Origin of the sequence: Klebsiella sp. GW_Kp182, assembly GCF_040062275.1 — a bacterium.
Taxonomy (GTDB): domain Bacteria; phylum Pseudomonadota; class Gammaproteobacteria; order Enterobacterales; family Enterobacteriaceae; genus Klebsiella; species Klebsiella michiganensis.
Genome location: NZ_JBEAFQ010000001.1, coordinates 257,635 through 278,120, shown reverse-complemented (window position 1 = coordinate 278,120; position 20,486 = coordinate 257,635). Strand labels below are relative to the sequence as shown.

Annotated in this window: 17 protein-coding genes and 1 pseudogene; 9 read left to right on the top strand and 9 right to left on the bottom strand. The window is 55.5% G+C overall.

The genetic code is table 11. The annotated features are described in order from the left end of the window. Positions 1 to 141 precede the first annotated feature (141 nt). The 5 genes from ABLU88_RS01355 (at position 142) to ABLU88_RS01335 (ending at position 4,424) form a co-directional block, all read left to right on the top strand. Positions 142 to 927 carry an HAD-IIB family hydrolase gene (locus ABLU88_RS01355; protein ID WP_348836110.1) on the top strand — a complete coding sequence of 262 codons (786 nt, stop codon included), beginning with the start codon at positions 142 to 144 and terminating at the stop codon, positions 925 to 927. A 551-nt stretch (positions 928 to 1,478) separates the two neighbouring features. Then, positions 1,479 to 2,174 carry an amino acid ABC transporter permease gene (locus ABLU88_RS01350; protein WP_014229048.1) on the top strand — a complete coding sequence of 232 codons (696 nt, stop codon included), beginning with the start codon at positions 1,479 to 1,481 and terminating at the stop codon, positions 2,172 to 2,174. Then, positions 2,152 to 2,904: an amino acid ABC transporter ATP-binding protein gene (locus ABLU88_RS01345; RefSeq protein ID WP_064358848.1), complete on the top strand. Its 753-nt coding sequence runs from the start codon at positions 2,152 to 2,154 to the stop codon at positions 2,902 to 2,904. Before ABLU88_RS01350 ends, ABLU88_RS01345 begins: the two co-directional genes overlap by 23 nt. 39 nt (positions 2,905 to 2,943) lie before the next feature. Continuing rightward, entirely contained in the window at positions 2,944 to 3,714 is a 771-nt protein-coding gene (locus tag ABLU88_RS01340) for an amino acid ABC transporter substrate-binding protein (protein WP_014229046.1), read from the top strand. 164 nt (positions 3,715 to 3,878) lie between these two features. Continuing rightward, a complete protein-coding gene (locus tag ABLU88_RS01335; protein WP_224237177.1) occupies positions 3,879 to 4,424 on the top strand; it encodes a chorismate mutase in 546 nt (181 codons plus the stop codon). Between the two features lie 616 nt (positions 4,425 to 5,040). Here ABLU88_RS01335 and ABLU88_RS01330 read toward each other — a convergent pair. Beyond that, positions 5,041 to 5,757, bottom strand: a complete 717-nt coding sequence (locus tag ABLU88_RS01330; protein ID WP_064406550.1) for a GntR family transcriptional regulator — start codon at positions 5,755 to 5,757, stop codon at positions 5,041 to 5,043. 118 nt (positions 5,758 to 5,875) lie between these two features. Here ABLU88_RS01330 and ABLU88_RS01325 point away from each other — a divergent pair, with 118 nt between their 5' ends. From ABLU88_RS01325 to ABLU88_RS01310, 4 genes are read left to right on the top strand one after another with little or no spacing between them, the layout of a single operon-like run. Beyond that, positions 5,876 to 6,670: an ABC transporter ATP-binding protein gene (locus ABLU88_RS01325; RefSeq protein WP_025107016.1), complete on the top strand. Its 795-nt coding sequence runs from the start codon at positions 5,876 to 5,878 to the stop codon at positions 6,668 to 6,670. A 20-nt stretch (positions 6,671 to 6,690) separates the two neighbouring features. Then, the gene (locus ABLU88_RS01320; RefSeq protein ID WP_348836109.1) at positions 6,691 to 7,686 is read left to right on the top strand and encodes an ABC transporter substrate-binding protein; all 996 of its coding nucleotides are present in this window, start codon (positions 6,691 to 6,693) and stop codon (positions 7,684 to 7,686) included. Then, entirely contained in the window at positions 7,683 to 8,429 is a 747-nt protein-coding gene (locus ABLU88_RS01315) for an ABC transporter permease (protein ID WP_025107014.1), read from the top strand. Before ABLU88_RS01320 ends, ABLU88_RS01315 begins: the two co-directional genes overlap by 4 nt. 13 nt (positions 8,430 to 8,442) lie before the next feature. Further along, on the top strand, positions 8,443 to 10,806 hold the full coding sequence (locus ABLU88_RS01310) for a hypothetical protein (RefSeq protein WP_348836108.1): 2,364 nt from the start codon (positions 8,443 to 8,445) through the stop codon (positions 10,804 to 10,806). 329 nt (positions 10,807 to 11,135) lie between these two features. Here the strand turns inward: ABLU88_RS01310 and ABLU88_RS01305 are convergent, their stop codons facing one another. From ABLU88_RS01305 to ABLU88_RS01270, 8 genes and pseudogenes are all read right to left on the bottom strand, one after another. Further along, entirely contained in the window at positions 11,136 to 12,359 is a 1,224-nt protein-coding gene (locus tag ABLU88_RS01305; protein ID WP_122117176.1) for an acyl-CoA dehydrogenase family protein, read from the bottom strand. Positions 12,360 to 12,369: 10 nt separating this feature from the next. Next, positions 12,370 to 13,791: an MFS transporter gene (locus tag ABLU88_RS01300; RefSeq protein ID WP_014838232.1), complete on the bottom strand. Its 1,422-nt coding sequence runs from the start codon at positions 13,789 to 13,791 to the stop codon at positions 12,370 to 12,372. Positions 13,792 to 13,966: 175 nt separating this feature from the next. Next, positions 13,967 to 14,845 (bottom strand): MetQ/NlpA family ABC transporter substrate-binding protein, encoded by an 879-nt coding sequence (locus ABLU88_RS01295; RefSeq protein ID WP_014229036.1) that lies wholly within the window; start codon positions 14,843 to 14,845, stop codon positions 13,967 to 13,969. Next, on the bottom strand, positions 14,842 to 15,540 hold the full coding sequence (locus ABLU88_RS01290; RefSeq protein WP_122117178.1) for a methionine ABC transporter permease: 699 nt from the start codon (positions 15,538 to 15,540) through the stop codon (positions 14,842 to 14,844). Before ABLU88_RS01290 ends, ABLU88_RS01295 begins: the two co-directional genes overlap by 4 nt. Next, positions 15,537 to 16,556, bottom strand: a complete 1,020-nt coding sequence (locus ABLU88_RS01285) for a methionine ABC transporter ATP-binding protein (protein ID WP_049079944.1) — start codon at positions 16,554 to 16,556, stop codon at positions 15,537 to 15,539. The genes ABLU88_RS01290 and ABLU88_RS01285 overlap by 4 nt, the downstream gene beginning before the upstream one ends. Continuing rightward, positions 16,553 to 17,959: an LLM class flavin-dependent oxidoreductase gene (locus ABLU88_RS01280; RefSeq protein WP_122117199.1), complete on the bottom strand. Its 1,407-nt coding sequence runs from the start codon at positions 17,957 to 17,959 to the stop codon at positions 16,553 to 16,555. Before ABLU88_RS01280 ends, ABLU88_RS01285 begins: the two co-directional genes overlap by 4 nt. Before the next feature lie 143 nt (positions 17,960 to 18,102). Next, positions 18,103 to 18,273: pseudogene (locus ABLU88_RS01275) on the bottom strand (FAD-dependent oxidoreductase); the annotation flags it as partial. A 484-nt stretch (positions 18,274 to 18,757) separates the two neighbouring features. Further along, on the bottom strand, positions 18,758 to 20,374 hold the full coding sequence (locus ABLU88_RS01270) for a peptide ABC transporter substrate-binding protein (RefSeq protein WP_009653393.1): 1,617 nt from the start codon (positions 20,372 to 20,374) through the stop codon (positions 18,758 to 18,760). Positions 20,375 to 20,486: the final 112 nt, after the last annotated feature.

The window sequence follows — 20,486 nt, the reverse complement described above, 5'->3', positions numbered from 1 at the left end:
GTCATTAACGCCACCGTTCAGTTGGACAATGAGGGAAAAGTTATAGCGAATTTATTGCAAAGCATAACTGATTTTTAGCTATTGATTATGAGAAATTAACGTAACATTTCCGTTATTAAATCATGATGTTTAAGGTTCCCTATGCGCGCTTTATCCGATGCTCCCGCTAATGAATTCGAGCCAGTACGTTTTGTCCTCACCGATATGGATGAAACGCTCACCTGGCAGGGCCGTTTGTCGGCCGCCGCCTATACCTCGCTTGAACAATTGCAGTCCGCCGGGATACGGGTGATCCCGGTCACCGCCGCGCCGGCGGGCTGGTGCGATCAGATGGCGCGGATGTGGCCTGTTGACGGCGTCATTGGCGAAAACGGCGGGCTTTTTTTCCGCCGCACCGCGGACGGGCATGGCATCGAGCATCATTACTGGCACGCGGACGACGCCACGGCATCCGTCGCCGCCCGGCTGCGGACCATCGCCGACCGGGTCCTGGCAGCGCTACCGGAAGCCCGTCTGGCGGACGATCAGCCCTTCCGCCTGACCAGCCTGGCCTTCGCGCGGCCTGCCGACCCGGTACTGGAGCGCCGCATCGTCAACACGCTGCGGCAGGCGGGTGCCGACGCTACCGTCAACAACTTGTGGGTGCTGGGCTGGCTGGGTGGCTACGACAAGCTGACCATGACGCGCCGTACTCTGGCTCAGCACTACGGCGTCGATATCGATCGGGAGCGGGAAGCTATTCTCTACAGCGGCGATTCAACCAACGACGCGCCGATGTTGGCTTTTTTCAAACACACGGTAGGCGTCAGCACCGTCCGGCAGTATCTGGATCAACTCCCCGTAGCCCCCCGCTGGGTAACGCTCGGCCCCGGCGGCGCGGGGTTCGTGGAGATGGCGCAGGCGGTATTCGGCCAAAAATCCCTCTGAAAGCAGCAATTTACCCACCAGCTTAACGATTCCCCGGCGCCCTGGTTTTTCTCTCTGGCTTTCAGAAAATGTTGCAGCGGTTGCCTGACGTTCGCAGGCAGCCGGTTCCCATCAGTGCTTCGTTATGTACACATCCCATAACACCATGTCTTATATTAGTTTTTTCTTACTGATAAAAACCAATACCGTCATTTTTACCGTATGCAAAAAAGTTTTCCGTTTGGTGATCTCCCGACGTTTCCAACGAAACACTATTGTTCATATAAATAGCGTCTGGAGGTTTCCATTTCCGGACAAATCGATTAAAAATGGTGCATTAATGGCGAAATTTCACGCAAATGATGCCATAAAACGGCAGGTAACGACGGCGGGTTTGCATCAAAAAAGAATGGCTTAGCTTTTTTCTATATAACGTTATTCGTATATATTTGTTTTCGCACACGGCGCAAAGAATATAATTCTCACTAATCCGGCCCCCAAATAATTAAGCCGGGCTAATAAAATATTCCGCCAGCAATTTCTGGCAAGATGCTATGTCCGGAAGGTGTGCAGTGCCAACATGGTTACCCTTAGCGATTGATTCTTTCTGGCCAATGCTTTCCGCGGGGCTGAAATTCACCATTCCCTTAACGCTGATCTCTTTTATTCTTGGGCTGTCGCTCGGGTTTGCGGTGGCACTTTTGCGTCTGTACGGCCCGGCCTTTTTAAAGCCGGTGATACGGTTTTACGTCTGGCTGATTCGCGGTACACCGCTGCTGGTGCAGCTATTTTTGATTTTCTACGCGTTGCCGAGCGCTGGGCTAACCATTGATGCCTTCCCTGCGGCGGTGATTGGCTTTACCGTCAATATTGGTGCGTATACCTCAGAAGTGATCAGGGCAACGCTGCTGGCCGTGCCGAAAGGGCAATGGGAAGCCGCCCATTCCATCAGCATGACATGGGCGCAGTCGCTGCGTCGTATTATTCTGCCGCAGGCCGCGCGCATCGCCGTGCCGCCGCTCTCTAACACCTTTATTTCGCTGGTAAAAGACACTTCGCTGGCGTCGGTGATCACCGTACCGGAGATGTTTCTTGCCGCGCAGCAAATTGCGGCAGTGACCTATGAACCGCTGATTCTGTACAGCGAAGCGGCGATTATTTATCTGTTCTTCAGTTCGGTGTTATCGCATTTGCAAGAGAAGCTGGAGCGGAAATTAGCGGGTACGACAGTAAAAGGTCAGGTCAATGATAACGCTCTCCAGCATTGAAAAAAGTTTCGACGGCAGCCGGGTGCTGAAGAACATCAATTTAACGATTGAAGAAGGCACGGTAACCACGCTGATTGGCCCTTCAGGCAGCGGGAAAAGCACCTTATTGCGCTGCATTAATTTGCTGGAAATTCCTCAGTCCGGGGAGCTGACCATCGGCAAAGAGCGCATCGCATTCGCGCCGGACACGCGGATAAAAGGCCAGGATATTCGTCGCATCAGCCGCCAGACCGGCATGGTATTTCAGAACTTCGCGCTGTTTCCGCATATGACCGCCCTCGACAACATCACCGAAGGGCTGATTACGGTGCATAAATGGGATCGCGAACGCGCCCGCCGCCGTGGTGAAGAACTGCTGGATAAAGTCGGCATGCTGCACAAATGCAACGCCCTGCCGAATACGCTCTCTGGCGGCCAGCAGCAGCGCGTGGCGATTGCCCGCGCGCTGGCGCCGTCACCGGCGGTGCTGCTGTGCGATGAACCGACTTCCGCACTCGATCCTGAGCTCTCCGGCGAAGTGGTGGCCGTGCTGCGCCAGCTGGCGCTGGAAGGAACAACCATGATCATGGCGACCCATGATTTACGTCTGGCGGCGAATATCGCCAGCCAGGTGGTGTTTCTGGAAGCCGGGGAAATTGTTGAGTCCGGCTCCGCTAACGATTTGTTTTTACACGCGAAGAGACCCCGAACTGCGGAGTTTATCGCCTCTTTAAGCACCGCGCTCCCGTAATCCGGGGCGAGTTAATAAAAACAACATAGGGTAATGCAGATGAAAGCACTCGCAACATTAGTCGTCGCCGGGATTATGCAGCTTGGTTTTGCCCACGCAGCGCTGGCGCAGGATGATTTGGCAAAGATTCAGTCCGCTGGCGTACTGAAAATCGGTACTGAAGGCACCTATCCGCCGTTCACTTTCCACAATGCTTCCGGCACGCTGGAGGGTTTTGACGTAGAGATTGGCCGTGAAATCGCCAAACGCCTGAAAGTGAGCCCGCAGTTCGTAGAAGGGAAATGGGACGGCCTGATCGCCGGTGTCGATGCGAGCCGTTACGACGTGGTGATTAACCAGGTCGGCATTACGCCAGAACGCCAGAAGAAATTCGACTTCTCCGAGCCGTATATCGCGTCTAAAGCGGTGCTGATCGTCAATGACAAAAGCAGCATTAAAAGTTTTGAAGATCTGAAAGGCAAAAAATCGGCCCACACGCTGACCAGTAACTATGCGCAGATCGCGCGTAAATACGGGGCGGATATTGTGCCGACCGATGGCTTTAACCAATCTGTGGATTTAGTGGTGCAGGGCCGTGCCGATGCGACCATCAACGACAACCTGTCGTTCCTCGACTTCAAAAAACATAAACCGGATGCGCCAGTGAAAATTGTCGCAACCCAGTCTGACGCGGAGAAATCCGGCGTGTTGCTGCGCAAAAACAACCCGCAGCTGAAAGCGGCGATTGATAAAGCGCTGGAAGAGATCAAGGCCGACGGCACCTACGAACGTATTTCCCAGAAATACTTCGGTGCGGACGTGTCGAAGTAATTTTTTAACCCCGCTGTAAAAGAGAACCGTAAGCCCGGATCGGATTTACGGTTTTTTTATCATCACAAGACTGTAAAATGCGCTAGCTACGCTTTCTGCGAAATGTTTCTTCAACTGACCGGGAACGCTTTTACAGACTTCCTGTTTATCGACGTCGGAGATTTATGATGCCGTACAAGCTCTATACAGCCGTGTTGCTTCTCGCTGCCGCAAGTTTCTCTGCAACGGCAATTTCTGCTTCAACCCCTTCGATTGGCAATTTGATCAATGAACATTTGTCCTTGATGAAAGATGTTGCCGGATATAAAGCGCAACATCACCAGGCGATTGAAGATCTACAGCAAGAGAAGAAGGTTCTGGAGAGCGCCACTGCTGATGCTGATTCGCTGGGATTAAAAGGCGAGAGCGTAAGGCCATTTATTCAGGCGCAGATGGACGCCGCCAAGGCGATTCAGTACCGCTATCGCGCCGACTGGTTGGCGGCGCCGGAAACTGACTGGCAGCCTCGCCCGCTTCAGGATGTCCGGACGCAAATCGGCCAACTTAGCCATCGTATTCTACAAAGTGTGGCGGCACGATTAAAGTCCGGGCAACCTCTGACGGAACAGGGCCAGGAGGCATTTATGCACGCCGTGCAGCAGAAGAATTTACACGAGCAGGATAAGCATAGAATCTGGGAAACAATGAAAGGGATTTCGTTGAAAGATTAAGTAAAAAGCCCCGCTGAAGCACTGAGGAATCCCCATTCATGGGCGGGTGAAAAAGACAAGCATAGCGTTTTGTGATCTACTGATTGTGCAACCAATTCAATGAGATCACCCCTATGCTTGCAGTATCAGGGGGAAGAGAGCCCAGCCTGATTCAGCTATAGCGCAGCACTCCTCCCCTTCAACCTGGCAGCATCACACGCTAACACTGTTCAGCCCGTTGCGCAGACTTTCCACTGAGTATTGCGCCGGTGGGCGCAGTATCGGCCGCGCGGATTGCCGAAGTGAGATGCTCTGGAACAGCCTGACGGACAATATGTTAACAGTGCCCTGTTGACTCGCATGTGGGCCTGACAAGAAACATGCCTTCACTTTCCGGGGGGACGTTCCTGAAACCAAATTCTTAAACGCGTATGCAGAATCCATGTATCCCCCTGTCAGCGCTCATTCAATAGTAGCTACGATGATTTACGAAGAAGATTAAGGGCTAATGACATTCACCGCATATACTGATAACAGAATGATGAACATCATCCAGATCGCGAGGTTCATGACCGGATTGCCAATACTCTGAATACCCAGTCAAATTAAATCACCGGTGAGAATCAGAGCCCCTACTTCAGCTGTTGCTCAAAATAAACTCGTAGCGTTCCGGACGAATGAAAAAGCGAGAGTTCTCAGCGCACTGCCCGTTTTCAAACCAGGATGTTCGCTCCAGTAGAAAAAGCGGCGCGTTTTTATCGGTTCCCAGCACGTCAAAGAGTCCCTTATCCGCGAAGGCCAGCCGGATGGCAATATCGGAGCGACTGATGTGATGTTGCGTGGCTTTTTCTAACAGGACCCAGGTCGGTTCCTTCTCGGTCTCTTCCCAGCTCAGCTCATGAGGAAATGCCGGGAAATGACTGTAACCCACCGCAATGGGATCATTATCCACCAGATGCAGCCGTGAAATAAACGTCAGCGACCGGGACATTTGAAACAGCGATTGCAGCGACTCTGGCGTTGGCACCTCCTCTTTGACCAGCAAACGCATTGTGGCATTCAGCCCCTGCTGCTTTAGCGACTCATGAAAGCTACGCATGACGTTGATGCCATGTGCAACCTTCTTGCCCGATATGTAGGTTCCCTTTCCCTGCTTGCGCTCGACAATCCCCTGCTCTGTCAGATGCTTCAGCGCGAGCCGTACCGTCACCCTGCTGACCGCAAATCGCTGTTCAAGCGCAGCTTCAGAGGGCAGTTTTCCGCCAGGTTGAAAATGCCCGGCGGCAATTTCCTGCCGCAGGGTATCGGCAATCTGCCGGTAGAGCGATGTAATGTTTTCACGCACCAGTGTCATTCAGGTTCCGTCTCTCGTATTCCGTTCGGATCTAGTTTAGTCAGAAGCGATCTTAGATCAACTTGTATTAATACGTATTATAACCACATCTCATTATTTCTTATACGTGACGCTCAGCATGACGAATTCTCAACCATACGCACTGGCGGTAGACAATATCACTTTTCGCTATCCCGGCGGCGCGCCGGTATTCAGCCATTTCAGTTTTCATGCCCGCCAGGGAGAGTTTGTGGTGTTGCTGGGCCCCTCGGGGTGCGGTAAGAGCACGTTACTCAATCTGCTGGCCGGTTTCACAGAGCCAGAGCGGGGAGCCGTGCGGATTGGCGGTGAGCGTACCACGCCGGAAAACCATCGGCTTGGCTATGTTTTTCAGCAGCCACAGCTCTTTGGCTGGCTGACCGCGCTGGAGAATGTCCGGTTCGGATTGCGGATGCAAAGGCGCGAGGACGTGGCCTCTCAGCGCCGACGCGCTATGACATATCTGCAACGTGTGGGCCTGGTACATGCCGCACATCAGTTGCCGCACCAGATGTCCGGGGGCATGCAGCAGCGCGTGTCACTGGCTCGCGCGCTGGCGCTGGAGCCGGATGTTCTGTTAATGGACGAACCATTTGCTGCGCTCGATGCCATCACCCGTGGGGACATGAACGAGGAGACACTACGTCTCTGGTCCGCCATTGGGCAGACAACGGTCTTCATCACCCACGATATTGAAGAGGCTGTGTTTCTTGCTGACCGCGTCATCGTTCTGAATCGTGCACCCGGCGGCGTACACAGCGAATTGTCCATCGCCTTACCGCGCCCGCGAAGCAATCTGGAGACGCGACAGCTTCCGGCTTTTGCCATGTATCGTAATGAATTACTGAAGCGCATTACCGATGTGATGCAGCAGTCCGACAACCACTCACTCTAACAAAACGGAACATCAATCAAATGGGTAAATCATTTCTTGCTGTGCTGATATCAGGGGTTTTATTCAATGCTGCTGACGCTGCGGATTCCCAGCCGCTGCGTATTGGCTGGGTCTATGCGCTGGCCAACGCGCCTGCACTTATCGCCGAGAAAGAGGGTTTTTATCAGCAGGAAGGGCTGACCGTCGAGCTTAAATCCTTTGGTGATGGTCCCGTCATCAGTCAGGCGCTGGCGGCGCATGAACTTGATGCAGCCTATATGGGTGCGACACCGGTATTCCAGTGGTTTTCGCGCGGGCTCAAGGGGCAAATTATCGCTAAGGTGAACAGCGGACAGGCCGCGCTGATCGTTCCCGCACAGAGTGCTATTTCCCGGTTGGCTGACCTAAAAGGCAAACGCATCGCTGGCGTCAAAAAAGGGAGCGGAATGGATGTTCTGCTGCGCGGTGTGGTGCTGCAACAGCAGGCAGGTCTGGTTGCTGACAAAGATGCTCAGATCCTGAGTATGCCCGCCGGTAACATGCCCGCTGCGCTGCAGCAGGGCGTTGTGGATGCAGCCTTCACCTGGGAGCCCTTTGTCAGCGAAGCACTGCTGCGCGGCGACGCCAGACTGCTGCTGGATGTAAACAAAGTCCAACCGGGTTATCCGTGGTATGTACTGATGGCGTTACCGGAGACCCTGAAGGACCGCCCGGACGATGTTGTGAAGCTTATCCGTGCGCATCAGAAAGCAGTGGATTTTATCAATCAGCATCCTGCAGAAGCCGATCGGATCATGGCCGATGCGTTTAAGCTGCGGGCCATTAAAACCGCTGACGGTAAAACGCTGCCGCCGGAGGCGCTGGTTCAGGAAACCCGTAAACGTATTGAGTGGTCTGTGTCACTGACGAAGAAAGATGGCGCCTTTTTTGAGCAGCTGATGAAGGACTCACAGACGCTGGGCTACATGCAAAAGGCGCCAGAGCTGAATGAATTTGTTGATACGCAGTGGCTGACAAAAGCAGGGATAACGCAGTGAAGTTCAAACCAAACTGGGGCTGGGCTTCCCTGCCCGCGTTACTCATGGTCTGGGTTATCGTTGCGAGTCACTATCCCTCTTATGTGTTGCCGCAACCCTGGGACGTATGGCGGGAAGCCATACGCTGGTTCAGTGATGGTTCCATCTGGGGTCAGCTACAGGCCAGCCTGCTGGAAGAATTCACCGGCTTTATGACTGCCGTGCTGCTGGCACTGATTCTTGGCGTCAGCGCCGGACTTTCCGATCGCGTCAGGGAGTTCCTTACGCCACTGAACAGCCTGTTTATGGCTATCCCGCCCATCGCATGGGCACCGCTGATGCTGCTGATCTTCGGCCTGGGATTCGTTTCCATCGTGGTGGTGATTGTCATCGCTGCGCTGTTCCCGATGTGTCTGGCCATTCAGGAGGGGATCCGCGGCATCCGTGGCGGTGAAGTGCGTGCAGCACGCACGCTGGGAGCTCGACCGTTTCAACTGCTTCTTCATGTCTATCTGCCCAGTTCCCTGCCATTTATCACCGCCGCACTGCGCATCGGATTCAGCCAGGCGTGGCGTGCGCTGGTGGCAGCGGAAATGCTCGGCGCCTCTCAGGGCATAGGCTGGATGGTTGCCATGGGCGGACAGACGGGTAACAGCAGTCAGGTACTACTGGGAATTTGCCTTATCGGGCTTATCGCCTGGTTAATGGAAAATCTTGTTTTTCGCCGCATTGAACAGCGCTATCAGCGCTGGCGCGCCCAATAATTGTGAGGTTAATGTGAGTCAGTTCGATATCCGTGATGCAGGCGATTACATCGCTCCGAAGGGCTTGTATGAGCAGAATAAAGCCCGGCCGTTTCTGGGCAGTGTGGCCTGCTCGCATACTCAGTTGACTGCCGGTGCGTGGGAAGAGATCCAACTGGTATATACCGTGGGCGCCAGCGGGCTTGCTGACGGCGCATGGCTGAAGCTCGCCTTTAAATTTTACTCGGACTGGGCGCTGTTTCAGACCAGCGATCCCTCGGCAGCCAACTATGTCAGCGCCGAGTATCAGGCAGGCCCGCTAGTGCCAGGACAGAGCCCTGCCACGGTCCAGCATTTGAAGGTGCGTTTTGATCAGAAGGGGCACGAGCGTCCGTTCCAGAAAGCCATTCTGATCGACATTATTGATGGCTACATCAATCCGGGAGACAAAATCATTATCCGCCTGGGCGATCGGCGCCATGGCGGGGGCGGTACGCGTGTACAGAGTTTCGTTGAGAAAGATTTCCGCTTCCGCCTGTTTGTTGATCCGCTGGGGAGCTCAAAATTTGCTGAGGTGCCCGGCGATACGCTGCTGGATATCGTGCCCGGTGAGCCCGCTTCTCTTGCCGCGATCGCGCCAAGGTTACTGGCACCTGAAACGCCTTTCTCCGTTATCGTCCGGCTGGATGACCGCTGGGGGAATACCTGCCGGAGCCTGCCGCTGGCAGGACGCCTGACGCTGACCTCATCGGGAGGTGAAACAGAGCATCATGATTTCCGGCTGGCCGAAGAGGGCTGGGCGATTGCGCGTATCAGCGATTTGCATCTCTGCGCAGGAGAATGGTCGATCAGCGCCGCACTGGGCACGCTGCCCTTGCTGGAAGGCAAAGGATGGATAACGGTGGAGGAAACCGCCACAGGTCTGCGCCCGCTCTATGCCGATCTTCATGTGCATTCTGATGACACGGTTGGTACCAACGACACGCTGTATAACCTCAGCTACGGGCGTGATGTCGCCGGTCTCGATATTCTAGGCTATACCGCCAACGATTTTAATGTGACTGAAGCGCGCTGGAAGCAGGCGGTAAAGCTGATTAATGCGCTGAACCAGCCAGACAGTTTTGTCTGCTATTCCGGTACCGAGTGGTGCGGTAATACCTGCGCCGGTGGCGATCATAATGTGGTGTTCCTTGAAGATGATGAACCTCAGTTCCCGTTTGATAATCTGGGGCGGCTGGTGCGTTCATTCGAGTGGAATGAGTTCACTGCCGGAACCATCAAACCGGGTGCATGGCCACTTGATGAACTTTATGCGGCCTACGCACGCGAACCGCACAAACATCTGTTAATCCCGCATGTTGGCGGGCGCCGCTGCAACCTGGACTGGCATCACCCGGAGCTGGAGCGCTTGATAGAAGTCGGTTCCGCCTGGGGGCAGTTTCACTGGGTCTATGCCGAGGCGCTCGAACGGGGCTATCGTCTGGGCGCGACCGCCAACAGCGATGAACATCAGGGGCGATGTGGTGGTGGCGTGCCTGCGACAGCCGTCTTCGGATCCCGTGGAGGCCTGACTGGCGTACTTGCTGAACGATTCGACAGAAAAGGTGTGGCTGCAGCGCTTCGTGCCCGCCACACCTATGCCACAACAGGTGAACGAAGCTATGCCGAGTTGCGTGCGGGCGATGCGCTGATGGGAGATGTAGCGGAATTCAGTTCAGCAGATGTACTGCGTTATCGTCTGTTAGGCGATGCGGGCTGGGAAGCGGTAACGCTTTACGATGGAGAAAGAGAGGTATGGCATCGCGATTTGCACGCGGAATTTGGGCGCTCTAAATATCAGTTCCGGGTGCGTCTGGGGGGGGCACGCATTAAGGACCGCTATCGGGGTGCTTACTGGACGGGACATATTGAGGTCACAGGGACACCAATCAATGCGTTTTCCCTCTCGGGCGCAGATCACCCGGAGCAGACCGTCTGGCGTAAAAGTCATACACAGATTGGCTTGCGGACCGACACCAATGGTGACAGCGACACAGTTACTGTCAGTACCGGTGGGCTGGCCGGAGCAAAAATACACGTTCATCTGGACATCAGTAGCTATATCAAAGTGGGCGATCCGCTTTTGCCACAACCACATGCCTGGGCGCCGGTTTTTGAAACGGATATTGATGGTCAAACGCTTCTGATTGCAGGCAAAGAGACTTTTACGCTTCCAGGCACCGAACTTGAGGTAGATATTGAACTGGTTACCGAACAGCCGCTTCCACGTGATATCAGCGGCGAAATTCCACTTTCTGAACTTATCCTGTCAGAAAAACGGGAACATCCGTTCTTCATCAGTGCCAGGCAAAAGGACCAGTCCCGGATTTGGACCTCAGCCATATTCTTAACGCGTTAAAGAGTGACATGCGGCAGTTTCTTGCCGCATTTTCGGTAGCTATTTGTTGTTTAAGAGTCAGACCGTATTGCAATATCTGCGAAAAGGTCGCCGTCCTGCACCAGCGTCTCCAGCCCACCGCTGCCCTGATGTCGTTTTCCCTTACGTACAATGTTGATGAAGGAAGTGTAGCCCCGTTACTTTATCCGTACCCAATATACTGGGGTGTTAGCCAGCCAGACCCGACACGATCGCTGCCCCCAGTCGTCCATGATCCGGGGGATGCTCCCCCGCTCAATCGTGATGGGGGTGCCAACGATCCTTACGGAGAGGCTCCTTCGCCGTGTTTCTCAGCCCTGCGATTTCTCGCCGTCGCCAATCTGCCAGATAAAGGTTGGCGCTTCGCCGTTAACCAACCAGTTACCGATATTTCGCGCCTTATAAATCACCGGATTGTGCGATGCCACGGTGCGCGCGTTGCGCCAGTGCCGATCCAGGGCCTTACTCACTCGCGTATCCGACGCGCCGAGGGCGTTGAACAGCTCGGTGGCCGCACGCGGGATCCAGTCGCTGGCAATCACCTGCGCCTGCGCCGCTTCGACTTCAGCCAGGCGATTGCGCTGTTCAATGAGCGCTTCGTCGCCGCTGGCATGCGCAAGGTAGGCCTGATGCAACGATTCCGCCGCCTGCAATACCGCCGCCCGCGTCGCCCAACTCCAGCTACTGATTTGTCCCACAACCTGGAGTACCTGCGCATCGTCGCGCGGCACGGCGGCATTGCCGTGGCTGTACATCCGGGTCCGCTTTTTCACGCCTTCGGCGACGTCACGCTCAACCGCCAGGCCAATTCCCGCCAGCGTCGCCAGCAGGATATGCTGATAAAACGCGGTCTGATAACGAAAGCGCTGCGCAAAGTCGTAGACGTGCTCCTGCTCCACCTGCGCCTGTTTGAAGCGGGTCGTACCGCTGCCGGTCAGACGCTGACCGAAGCCGTCCCAGTCATCCTCGCGTTCAACGCCGGCCTGGCTCGTGCTGACCAGCGCAATCACATCGCCCTGGTTGTCGCTGCGCCGGGCGAAAACATCTATCCAGTCGGCAAACAGCGTACCTGTGCTATAGAATTTCTCACCGTCCAGCCGCCAGCCGCCTTCAACGGGCGTTACGCGGGTGAAAACCTCCCCCAGCCTGACCGCGCCGATTTCGGTCCAGCCGCTGCCCACCAGCTCGCCGTCGAGGAAGCGACGGAACCAGCGATCGCGCGCTGGCGAGTCAGGTTGATTGAGGCGGTCTTCAACGAAGGCGAAATGCGCCCGCAGCGCCTGCGGCAGGTTGGAGTCGGCCTGAGCCAGCTCAATAAGCAGCGCAATTAATTGCGGCAACGACGCGCCCCAGCCGCCCTTTTCCCGCGGAATGCGTACCGTGCCAAATCCGGCCTCTTTCAGCCAGCGGATCTGCTCATCGGGCAGGATGCGGTTTTGTTCGCGCGCCGCCGCCCCCTGCGCGATACGGGCAAAAATCGGTCGGAAGGTCGCCGCCAGCTGTTCATAGTCAGTGCCGGTAGAGAATAAAGTCATTTTCTGTTCCTCAATGGTGGCTGTCGTCAATGTCATATTGGGTAGGCTCATGGCGTACCGCGAGCAGGAAGAAAATTGGGATAATGGCGGCCAGCGATACGACCCAGAACATTTGCGTACCGAGCGATGCCTGCAGCAGCGGCAGCACAAACAGCGCCAGCGCGCTGCCAATACCGGAAAGTGCGCGGCTAAAGCCGACCCCGGTGGCGCGAATCGCGGTTGGGTATGAAAGCGCCGGATAGATCATCAACTGCGCGCCGGGACCAAAGCCCTCGGCAAACAGCCACAGCCCCAGCATCGCAATCGCCAGCGCTACACCCAGCGCGGCCTGCGGCTGCCCCACCAGCGCGAGGACGATCAGGGCGATAAACTGCAGTGCGAACCCGGCGATCGCGACGTGTCGCGACGGGTATTTCCATGCCAGGTGCATCCCCAGCAGCCCACCGGTAAAGGCGAACAGCGCATTGAGTCCCAGCGAGGCGGAGATGGTTTCGAACACGCCAGCGCCAAGGAATTGGGCGAGAATGGACGGCAGGAAAAAGGCGATCGCCGTATACTCAAATGAGATACAGACGTTCATCACCCCGGCGACAATAGTGCGTTCGCGGTACGGTTTTGCAAATAGCACGCGAAAGCTCACTTTAGGCGGTGGAGCAGGACGTTCTGGCGGTGCTTCGTGAGCGTTGATCCCGTAAGAGTCGCGCAGAATACGCACAGCCGAGGTCAAATCGCCCTGGTTGGCCGCCCATAACGGCGATTCATTCATGAATTTACTGCGCACGGCAATAATCAGCAGCGCCGGAACCGCGCCGAACAGCAGCGATGCGCGCCACAGCCAGTCCAGATGTTCTTTTGGCAACAGGAAATAGAGCCCAAAGATGATTAAAAAACAGACCGTCGAGGCGGCGTACCACATCGGACACCAGGCCGCGAGCCGCGCGGCCTTATTACCCTTCCCGCTAAAGCGGGAAAACTCGGCCAGATAAGACATGGCGACCGGGAGATCGATCCCGACGCCAATCCCCATCAGGAACCGCGCGCCGATTAATACCCAGACATTCGGCGCCAGTCCTGCCGCAATCGCCGATACCACAAAAAATAGCATATCGGCCATAAACACCGAATAACGGCCATATTTATCCGTCAGCCAGCCGCCGATTAAATTACCGATAATCGTGCCGACCATTATTGACGAGGTGACAATGCCGGTTAAAAGCGGCGAGAGCTGGAATTCCCGCACCACATCATCAATACCGTAAGAGAGCGTGGTTAAATCATAAGCGTCGAGGAATACACCGCCGAGCGCGAGGAATACAATCATCCGCGCATATTTACTCTGCTCCCTGCCGGAATTAATTAATCGCGCCACATCCCCGACGCTACTCACCGGTGCCGAAACGGCGCCAGCATTATCAACAGACAGAGTACTCATATTATTTACCTTATATAATTGTGCAGGTGACTCTGGTTATAAGCCGGGCTTTAGCATATTAAAAACAATAAATAATCATATAATTATCAATATATTCAATAAGTTAATAAATAATGACGCCAGTAACCGGGCGAGCAAATGCCCGTCCGGTTATTATCGTTTCATCAATGATGTCTTAGTTTGCTGAGACCGGAACCAGTACGTCTTTGACCAGCGGATCGTCAGTGGTCTTTAACCACGTCTGAATACGCGGATCGGAAAAAGCCTGTTTTAATTTGACAATATTCTCCTGCGATAAATACGGTGTACCGATGACTAATTGCGAGGCAAACGTTTTAGGCGCAGGCGGGAATAATATGCCTTTTTCTCGCGGGACTTTTCCGGCATCAAATTGTGAGACATAACCAATAGCGGCATCCACCGAATTCAGCGCACGCGGCATGGTTAATAAATCCAGCTCTTTAAAATTGAACTTGTGCGGGTTGCCGACAATATTTTTCAGTTTCGCCGTGCGCGGCTCAACCGCCGGATCGAGTGAGATTAACCCTATCCTTTGCAGCAACCATAATGCCTGCCCCTGGTTAGCGCCATCATCCGGTACGACGAGGGTCGCCCCGACGGGCAAATCCTGTACCGATTTATAGCGGTCGGAATAGATCCCGAAGGCCCACTGAAAAACCGGCACGGTCGTCGAAAGCGCAAAGCCGTTGGCGTCCACCACCTGCTTAAGCCACCACTGATGTTGATAGATAGTGCCGGCATACTGCCCCTCCGCCACGGCTCTGTCCGCCTGTACCGGATCCTGTACGCCCACCGCCTCCAGCTTCAGGCCATAATCGGGCGCAATATGCTGACTGATGTACTCAATAATTCGCTGCTCGCCCGCCATCGCCGGTTCGTAGTGAATTTTTAACGTCGTACCGAAAACGACCTGCGGCGCCTGCGCGTATCCGCGCCACCACCAGAACGCGACGGCCAGCGCCGCGATCGCTGCCAGCGCCGCCAGCCATGGCCAGCGGCGGGCTTTACGGAGTTCAAACTGTTCTGTTGTCATGAAGAAATCCCCTGAGTGTGGCGAAGCTTATTGACCAGACGGTCGCCAAAGAATTGAATGATCTGAATCGTGGCGATCAGCACGACAATGGTGGCGATCATGATGTGATTGTCGAAACGCTGATAGCCGTACACGACCGCCAGATAGCCGATTCCGCCCGCACCGATAGTGCCGGCAATCGCCGAATATTCGATCATCGACACCAGGTTAAGCGTGACCGCCGCCACCAGCGCAGGCAGCGCCTCGCTGAGCTGCGCGTGGCGGATTATCTGCCAGCGCGAACCGCCGCACACCAGCCCCACCGCGGTAACCTCCTCCGGGAGTTCGCGCAGGGCGTTTTCCACCAGACGGCCAAAAAATGGCACGCCAGCGGCAATCATCGGTACCACCGCGGCAGGGATGCCGATAGTGGTGCCCGTAAGCCAGAACGTAAACGGGATAATCGCCGCCATTAACACCAGAAAGGGCAGAGAGCGTCCCATGTTGACGCCCCAGTTAAGCACCTGGTAAAGCGCGGGATGCGGAAATAATCCTCGCGGCGAGGCGTTGAATAACACCACGCCCACCACGCCGCCAAGGGTCACCACAAACAGCATCACAATGGCAACCATCAGCCAGGTTTCCCCATAAGCAGGCAGCAGCAATGTATGGATTTCATGCCACGGCGTATCCTGGCTTATCACTGTCGGTTTCATACCGCCTCCTGTAGCTCGGGGGCGTGTGCAAGGATTTCCGCCGCAATGCCCAGCTGCGCTAAAAGCGCGATCGTTCGATCCACTGACAGTCGTTGTCCCTGAAATCGGACGCCGACCTGTAAACGCCCCGCCAGTTGACCGTTGATCACTTCCACATGGCCGCCGAGCAAATCTATCTGTAGCGCATGCTGGTGGCTCAGACGGCTGATCCAGTCAGTCGCCACCGGCACATCCCAGCGATAACTCAGGCGCAGCAGCAGATCGCTGTTAACAGCGATGGGCGACAGCGGCAATAGCTGCTGACCAAGCAGGGAATCCGGACGGGCCAGCAGCTCTTTCACCTGCCCGTACTGGACTATCGCGCCATCGCGGATTTCCGCCACCGCATCCGCCGCGGCGCGTACCGCATCCATTTCATGAGTAATCAGGACTATCGCCAGCCGGTACTCATCACGTAGCTGTCGGAGCAAACCCAGCACCGTGGCGGTCGCCTGGGGATCCAGCCCAGATGTGGCCTCGTCCGCCAGCAGTACCGACGGACGTAATGCCAGCGCGCGAGCGATACCAATGCGCTGACGCTGTCCGCCGGAAAGCTGGGACGGATAGGCCTCCGCTTTGTGACTCAGCCCTACGCTCTCCAGTAGTTCACCGACCCGCGCCTTAATGTCGCGTTCCACCACGCCCAGATACTCCAGCGGCACCGCGATGTTTTGCCACGCCGTTTTGCGATTCAGCAGCGCTGAGGATTGAAAAACGGTGCCGATCGCGCGCCGTTCACGCCGCAGCGCCTCCCCTGACAGTAATGACAAATCTTTGCCGTTAACCTTGATACTGCCGCTATCGGGGCGTTCCAGCAGGCTGATGCAGCGCGCCAGGGTCGATTTCCCCGCACCGCTCGGACCTACCACCGCAGTGATGGAGCTGGCGGGCACCCTGAGCGATAATCCCTTCAGAACCTCGCTGACGCGGCCATCCGCCGTGCGGTAGCGTTTATGCAGATTATCGATATCAATCATGCCGCCGTCTCCTTCGCCCCGACATCGTTTCGCACGCCGCGACGGTAGTCTGCCCCCGGATGCGGCGCGGTCAGGCGCGGCCCGGCGCCGAACAGTTTTTCGCGCAGCGTGCCTTGCCGGTAATCCTGCTTAAAGACGCCGCGTTTTTGCAGCTCTGGTATTAATAGCTCCACCACGTCGCGGAAGGTTTCATGCGTCACGGCGTAGGCCAGATTGAAGCCATCGACATCGGTTTCCTCGACCCAGGATTGCAGTTCATCGGCCACCGTTTCCGCACTGCCGACGAGCAGCGGGCCAAAGCCGCCGATGCCCACCCAGTCCGCCAGCGCTTCCACCGTCCATTGACGATTCGGGTCGGCGGTGGAAAACGCCTCAACCGCCGACTGAATGGCATTGGTATGCAGGTATTTCAGCACCTGGTCCGGCCGATACTGACTGAAGTCAATACCGGTCCAGCCGGAGATCAGCGCCAGCGCGCCCTCATAGCTAACGTATGATTTGTATTCCTGCCATTTGGCCTGCGCCTCGCGATCGGTTTCGCCCACGATCGCCGTTTGCAGATTGAAAATCAGAATGCTGCGCGGATCGCGCCCGGCTTCCGCGGCGCGACGACGAATATCCGCGACCGTCTTCTTCAACAGAACTTTCGACGGCGCAGCGACAAAAACGCACTCGGCATGCGTGGCGGCAAACTGTTTTCCGCGGCTGGAGGCCCCCGCCTGATAGAGAACCGGCGTGCGCTGCGGCGACGGCTCGCACAGATGGATGCCCGGAACGGAGAAAAAGTTGCCCTGATGGTTAATCGGATGGATTTTCTGCGGATCGCTAAAAATTCCCCGTTCACGATCGCGCAAAACCGCGCCGTCTTCCCAACTGCCTTCCAGCAGTTTATACACGACGTCGAGGTATTCATCGGCGTAGTCGTAGCGCGCATCATGGTCGGTCTGCGCCTGATACCCAATATTGCGGGCGCCGCTTTCCAGATACGAGGTAACAATATTCCAGCCCACCCGTCCTTTGGTCAGATGATCGAGCGTCGACAGCCGACGGGCAAATGGATAGGGATGCTCAAATGACAGCGATGCGGTCAGACCAAAGCCAAGGTGTTCCGTCACCAGCGCCATCGGGGTTATCAGCGCCAGCGGATCGTTTACCGGCACCTGCGTCGCCTGACGAATCGCCGCATCGCCGTTGCCGTTAAATACATCGTAAACGCCAAGCACATCGGCAATAAACAAGCCGTCAAATTTGCCGCGCTCCAGAAGGCGCGCCAGATCGACCCAATATTCCAGATCTTTATATTGCCAGGAGCGGTCGCGCGGATGGGCCCACAGGCCCGGCGACTGGTGACCGACACAGTTCATATCAAACGCGTTAAGGCGAATTTCTCGTTGCGATGGCATAGCGCTCTCCACGGTGTGTCCAGGTACTGGCACACGCTTATTAATGAAAAGGATAAAAGGGGAAAAAATCAGGACTCAGGACATCGGGCGGACAGGCTGAAACCCAGCGTCGCCAGCGTTTCTCCGGCAATGGCGGCAGCACGATCGGCCACCTGCGGCGCTTTCCAATAACGATGCACATCCCAGTAGCTACGTAGATGATGCAGGAAGCGCTGGCGCAGCGTTCCCTGCCGATAGTCGCCCGGCCATTCCTCGCTTTCTCCGCTAAGGTTGCTCTGCGAGAACAACCTACGGTGAGAGAACGCCAATATGTTGATATTATCGTCAGCTTTCTGCGTCATTATCCATTTCCTATATAACCATATTCGATATTTATCGAAGAGTTATTTTAATTTTGTTATATAGGTGTTAGCGATAATCATGCCAAAGGCTGCGCATTATTTAATTCATGTTAATCAATGGTTTTAAAAAATAGGCTTGCGCAAGAGCTGTTGCGAATGCGCCAACTGATGCACACAGCCTGTTGTATTAGCAACAGCCGGGCAAGGCGTGCCTCTGGTTGCTGGTGCCAGTACTATTACGTTGCGACGCCTGCAACGCGTGCGAGCTAAAGTTGTTCACTGAGTTGACGGCACTGCTTTAATCCTGAACGAATAACAGCATCGGAAAGTGGGAGTTTGGGGCTGAAACGACCTGGATGAAGATACTCAGAATGCGAAAGGAGACACTGGCGCTGTAAGCCGCGCCAGTTGTGGGTTTAGCGATGGTTGTCTGATGTTAGCAGGAGGTCAGTACGCATCAGTGCTTCACGATATACATTGTGCGGCTATAGGCCACGTCCTCCGGATTGGCTATCGGATACCCTTTCAGCCACGGTTTAATCAGACGCCCGTTGGTGTACTGATAAATCGGCGCGATGGGCGCTTTCGCCATAATGATTTTTTCCGCCGCGTTGTAATCGTCATTGCGCGCCTTTTCCGACGTTTCCAGCGCCGCCTGGGTCAGAATTTTGTCGTAGGCCGGATCGTTGAAACGGGAGATATTACCGCTGTGGGTCGAGGTGAGCAGCGACAGGAACGTCGACGGCTCGTTGTAATCCCCGACCCATGAGGCGCGAATCACATCGAAGTTGCCGGTATTGCGGCTGTCGATATAGGTTTTCCACTCCTGATTTTGCAGCTTCACGTCGACGCCCAGATTTTTCTTCCACATGGAAGCCACCGCAATCGCGATTTTCTGGTGGTTCTCCGAGGTGTTGTACAGCAGCGTCAGCTTCAGCGGACGGTTCGGACCGTAGCCCGCCGCCTGCAGCAGCGCTTTGGCCTGGGCATTCAGCTCGGCCTGGCTCATGCTCTCGATTTGCGTCGGCTGCGGGGTAAAACCTGCGGTCACGTCCGGGGTGAAGCGCCAGGCCGGTTTCTCGCCGGTACCCAGAATTTTCTCCGCCATCAGACGGCGATCGATAGTCATGCTGAGCGCCAGGCGGACGCGCTCATCGGCGGTTGGCCCTTTCTGCGTGTTAAACGCGTAATAATAAGTACCCAGCTGCGGCGGGGTATAGACCTGCCCCGGAATATCCTTCAGCAGCTTCTGGTACAGATTTTTCGGGAACGACTCGGTGATATCGATATCGCCGGCCAGATAACGTTTGGTGGCCGCCGATTCCTGGTTAATGGGCGTAAATGTGACCTGCTGGATCACCGTTTTGCCGTTATCCCAGTAGTGCGTATTGGGAACCACCACCAGCTTTTCATTCACCACGCGATCTTTTAAGACATACGCGCCGTTGCCAATCAGGCTTCCCGGACGCGTCCAGTTGTCGCCGCTCTCCACGTTAGCCTTCTGCACCGGATAGAAAGCAAAGCTCGCCGTCAGATTGCTGAACCACGGCAGCGGTTTATCCAGCTGCACGCGCAAGGTACGCGCGTCCACGGCGGTGACGCCGAGGGTATCCGGCGCGGCTTTACCATCAATAATATTTTGCGCATTGGCGATTCCGGCCAGCGCAGCAAACCAGGCAAACGGGGAGGTGGTTTTAGGATCAACCAGCCGCCGCCAGCTATAGACGAAATCCTCCGCCGTTACCGGCGTTCCGTCGGACCAGCGGGCGTTATCGCGCAGGGTAAATGTCCAGACGCGATTATCATTGCTCTGCCAGCGAGTCGCCACGCCTGGAATCAGATTGCCTTTCTCGTCCTGATTGACTAAACCTTCAAAAAGATCGCGGATAACCTGAATTTCAGGCAGACCGACGGCTTTGGCGGGATCTAAGGAGGCGGGTTCATCTTTAATGTGCCGCACCAGCACCTGTTTTTCGGCTAATACGGTGCCCGGCGGGACATCGGCCGCCCAGGCAAGAGAAGAGACGCTGGCTAACCACAGCGCGCCGCATGTCAATGTGACAGGATACTTCATAAGATCCCCTTTAAAATAAAAAAACCAGAGCTGGCAGTGCGATAATTATTTGTTTCATCACCTGAAATTGCAAACGGCTTGTGAAAGAAAGTTGACATATATGCTGATTTCG

Excerpts from the sequence above, each read along its gene's own strand:
- ABLU88_RS01355 (WP_348836110.1), top strand. The coding sequence starts at position 142 with ATGCGCGCTTTATCCGATGCTCCCGCTAATGAATTCGAGCCAGTACGT.
- ABLU88_RS01345 (WP_064358848.1), top strand. The coding sequence starts at position 2,152 with ATGATAACGCTCTCCAGCATTGAAAAAAGTTTCGACGGCAGCCGGGTG.
- ABLU88_RS01340 (WP_014229046.1), top strand. The coding sequence starts at position 2,944 with ATGAAAGCACTCGCAACATTAGTCGTCGCCGGGATTATGCAGCTTGGT.
- ABLU88_RS01335 (WP_224237177.1), top strand. The coding sequence starts at position 3,879 with ATGATGCCGTACAAGCTCTATACAGCCGTGTTGCTTCTCGCTGCCGCA.
- ABLU88_RS01330 (WP_064406550.1), bottom strand. The coding sequence starts at position 5,757 with ATGACACTGGTGCGTGAAAACATTACATCGCTCTACCGGCAGATTGCC.
- ABLU88_RS01325 (WP_025107016.1), top strand. The coding sequence starts at position 5,876 with ATGACGAATTCTCAACCATACGCACTGGCGGTAGACAATATCACTTTT.
- ABLU88_RS01320 (WP_348836109.1), top strand. The coding sequence starts at position 6,691 with ATGGGTAAATCATTTCTTGCTGTGCTGATATCAGGGGTTTTATTCAAT.
- ABLU88_RS01305 (WP_122117176.1), bottom strand. The coding sequence starts at position 12,359 with ATGACTTTATTCTCTACCGGCACTGACTATGAACAGCTGGCGGCGACC.
- ABLU88_RS01300 (WP_014838232.1), bottom strand. The coding sequence starts at position 13,791 with ATGAGTACTCTGTCTGTTGATAATGCTGGCGCCGTTTCGGCACCGGTG.
- ABLU88_RS01295 (WP_014229036.1), bottom strand. The coding sequence starts at position 14,845 with ATGACAACAGAACAGTTTGAACTCCGTAAAGCCCGCCGCTGGCCATGG.
- ABLU88_RS01290 (WP_122117178.1), bottom strand. The coding sequence starts at position 15,540 with ATGAAACCGACAGTGATAAGCCAGGATACGCCGTGGCATGAAATCCAT.
- ABLU88_RS01285 (WP_049079944.1), bottom strand. The coding sequence starts at position 16,556 with ATGATTGATATCGATAATCTGCATAAACGCTACCGCACGGCGGATGGC.
- ABLU88_RS01280 (WP_122117199.1), bottom strand. The coding sequence starts at position 17,959 with ATGCCATCGCAACGAGAAATTCGCCTTAACGCGTTTGATATGAACTGT.
- ABLU88_RS01270 (WP_009653393.1), bottom strand. The coding sequence starts at position 20,374 with ATGAAGTATCCTGTCACATTGACATGCGGCGCGCTGTGGTTAGCCAGC.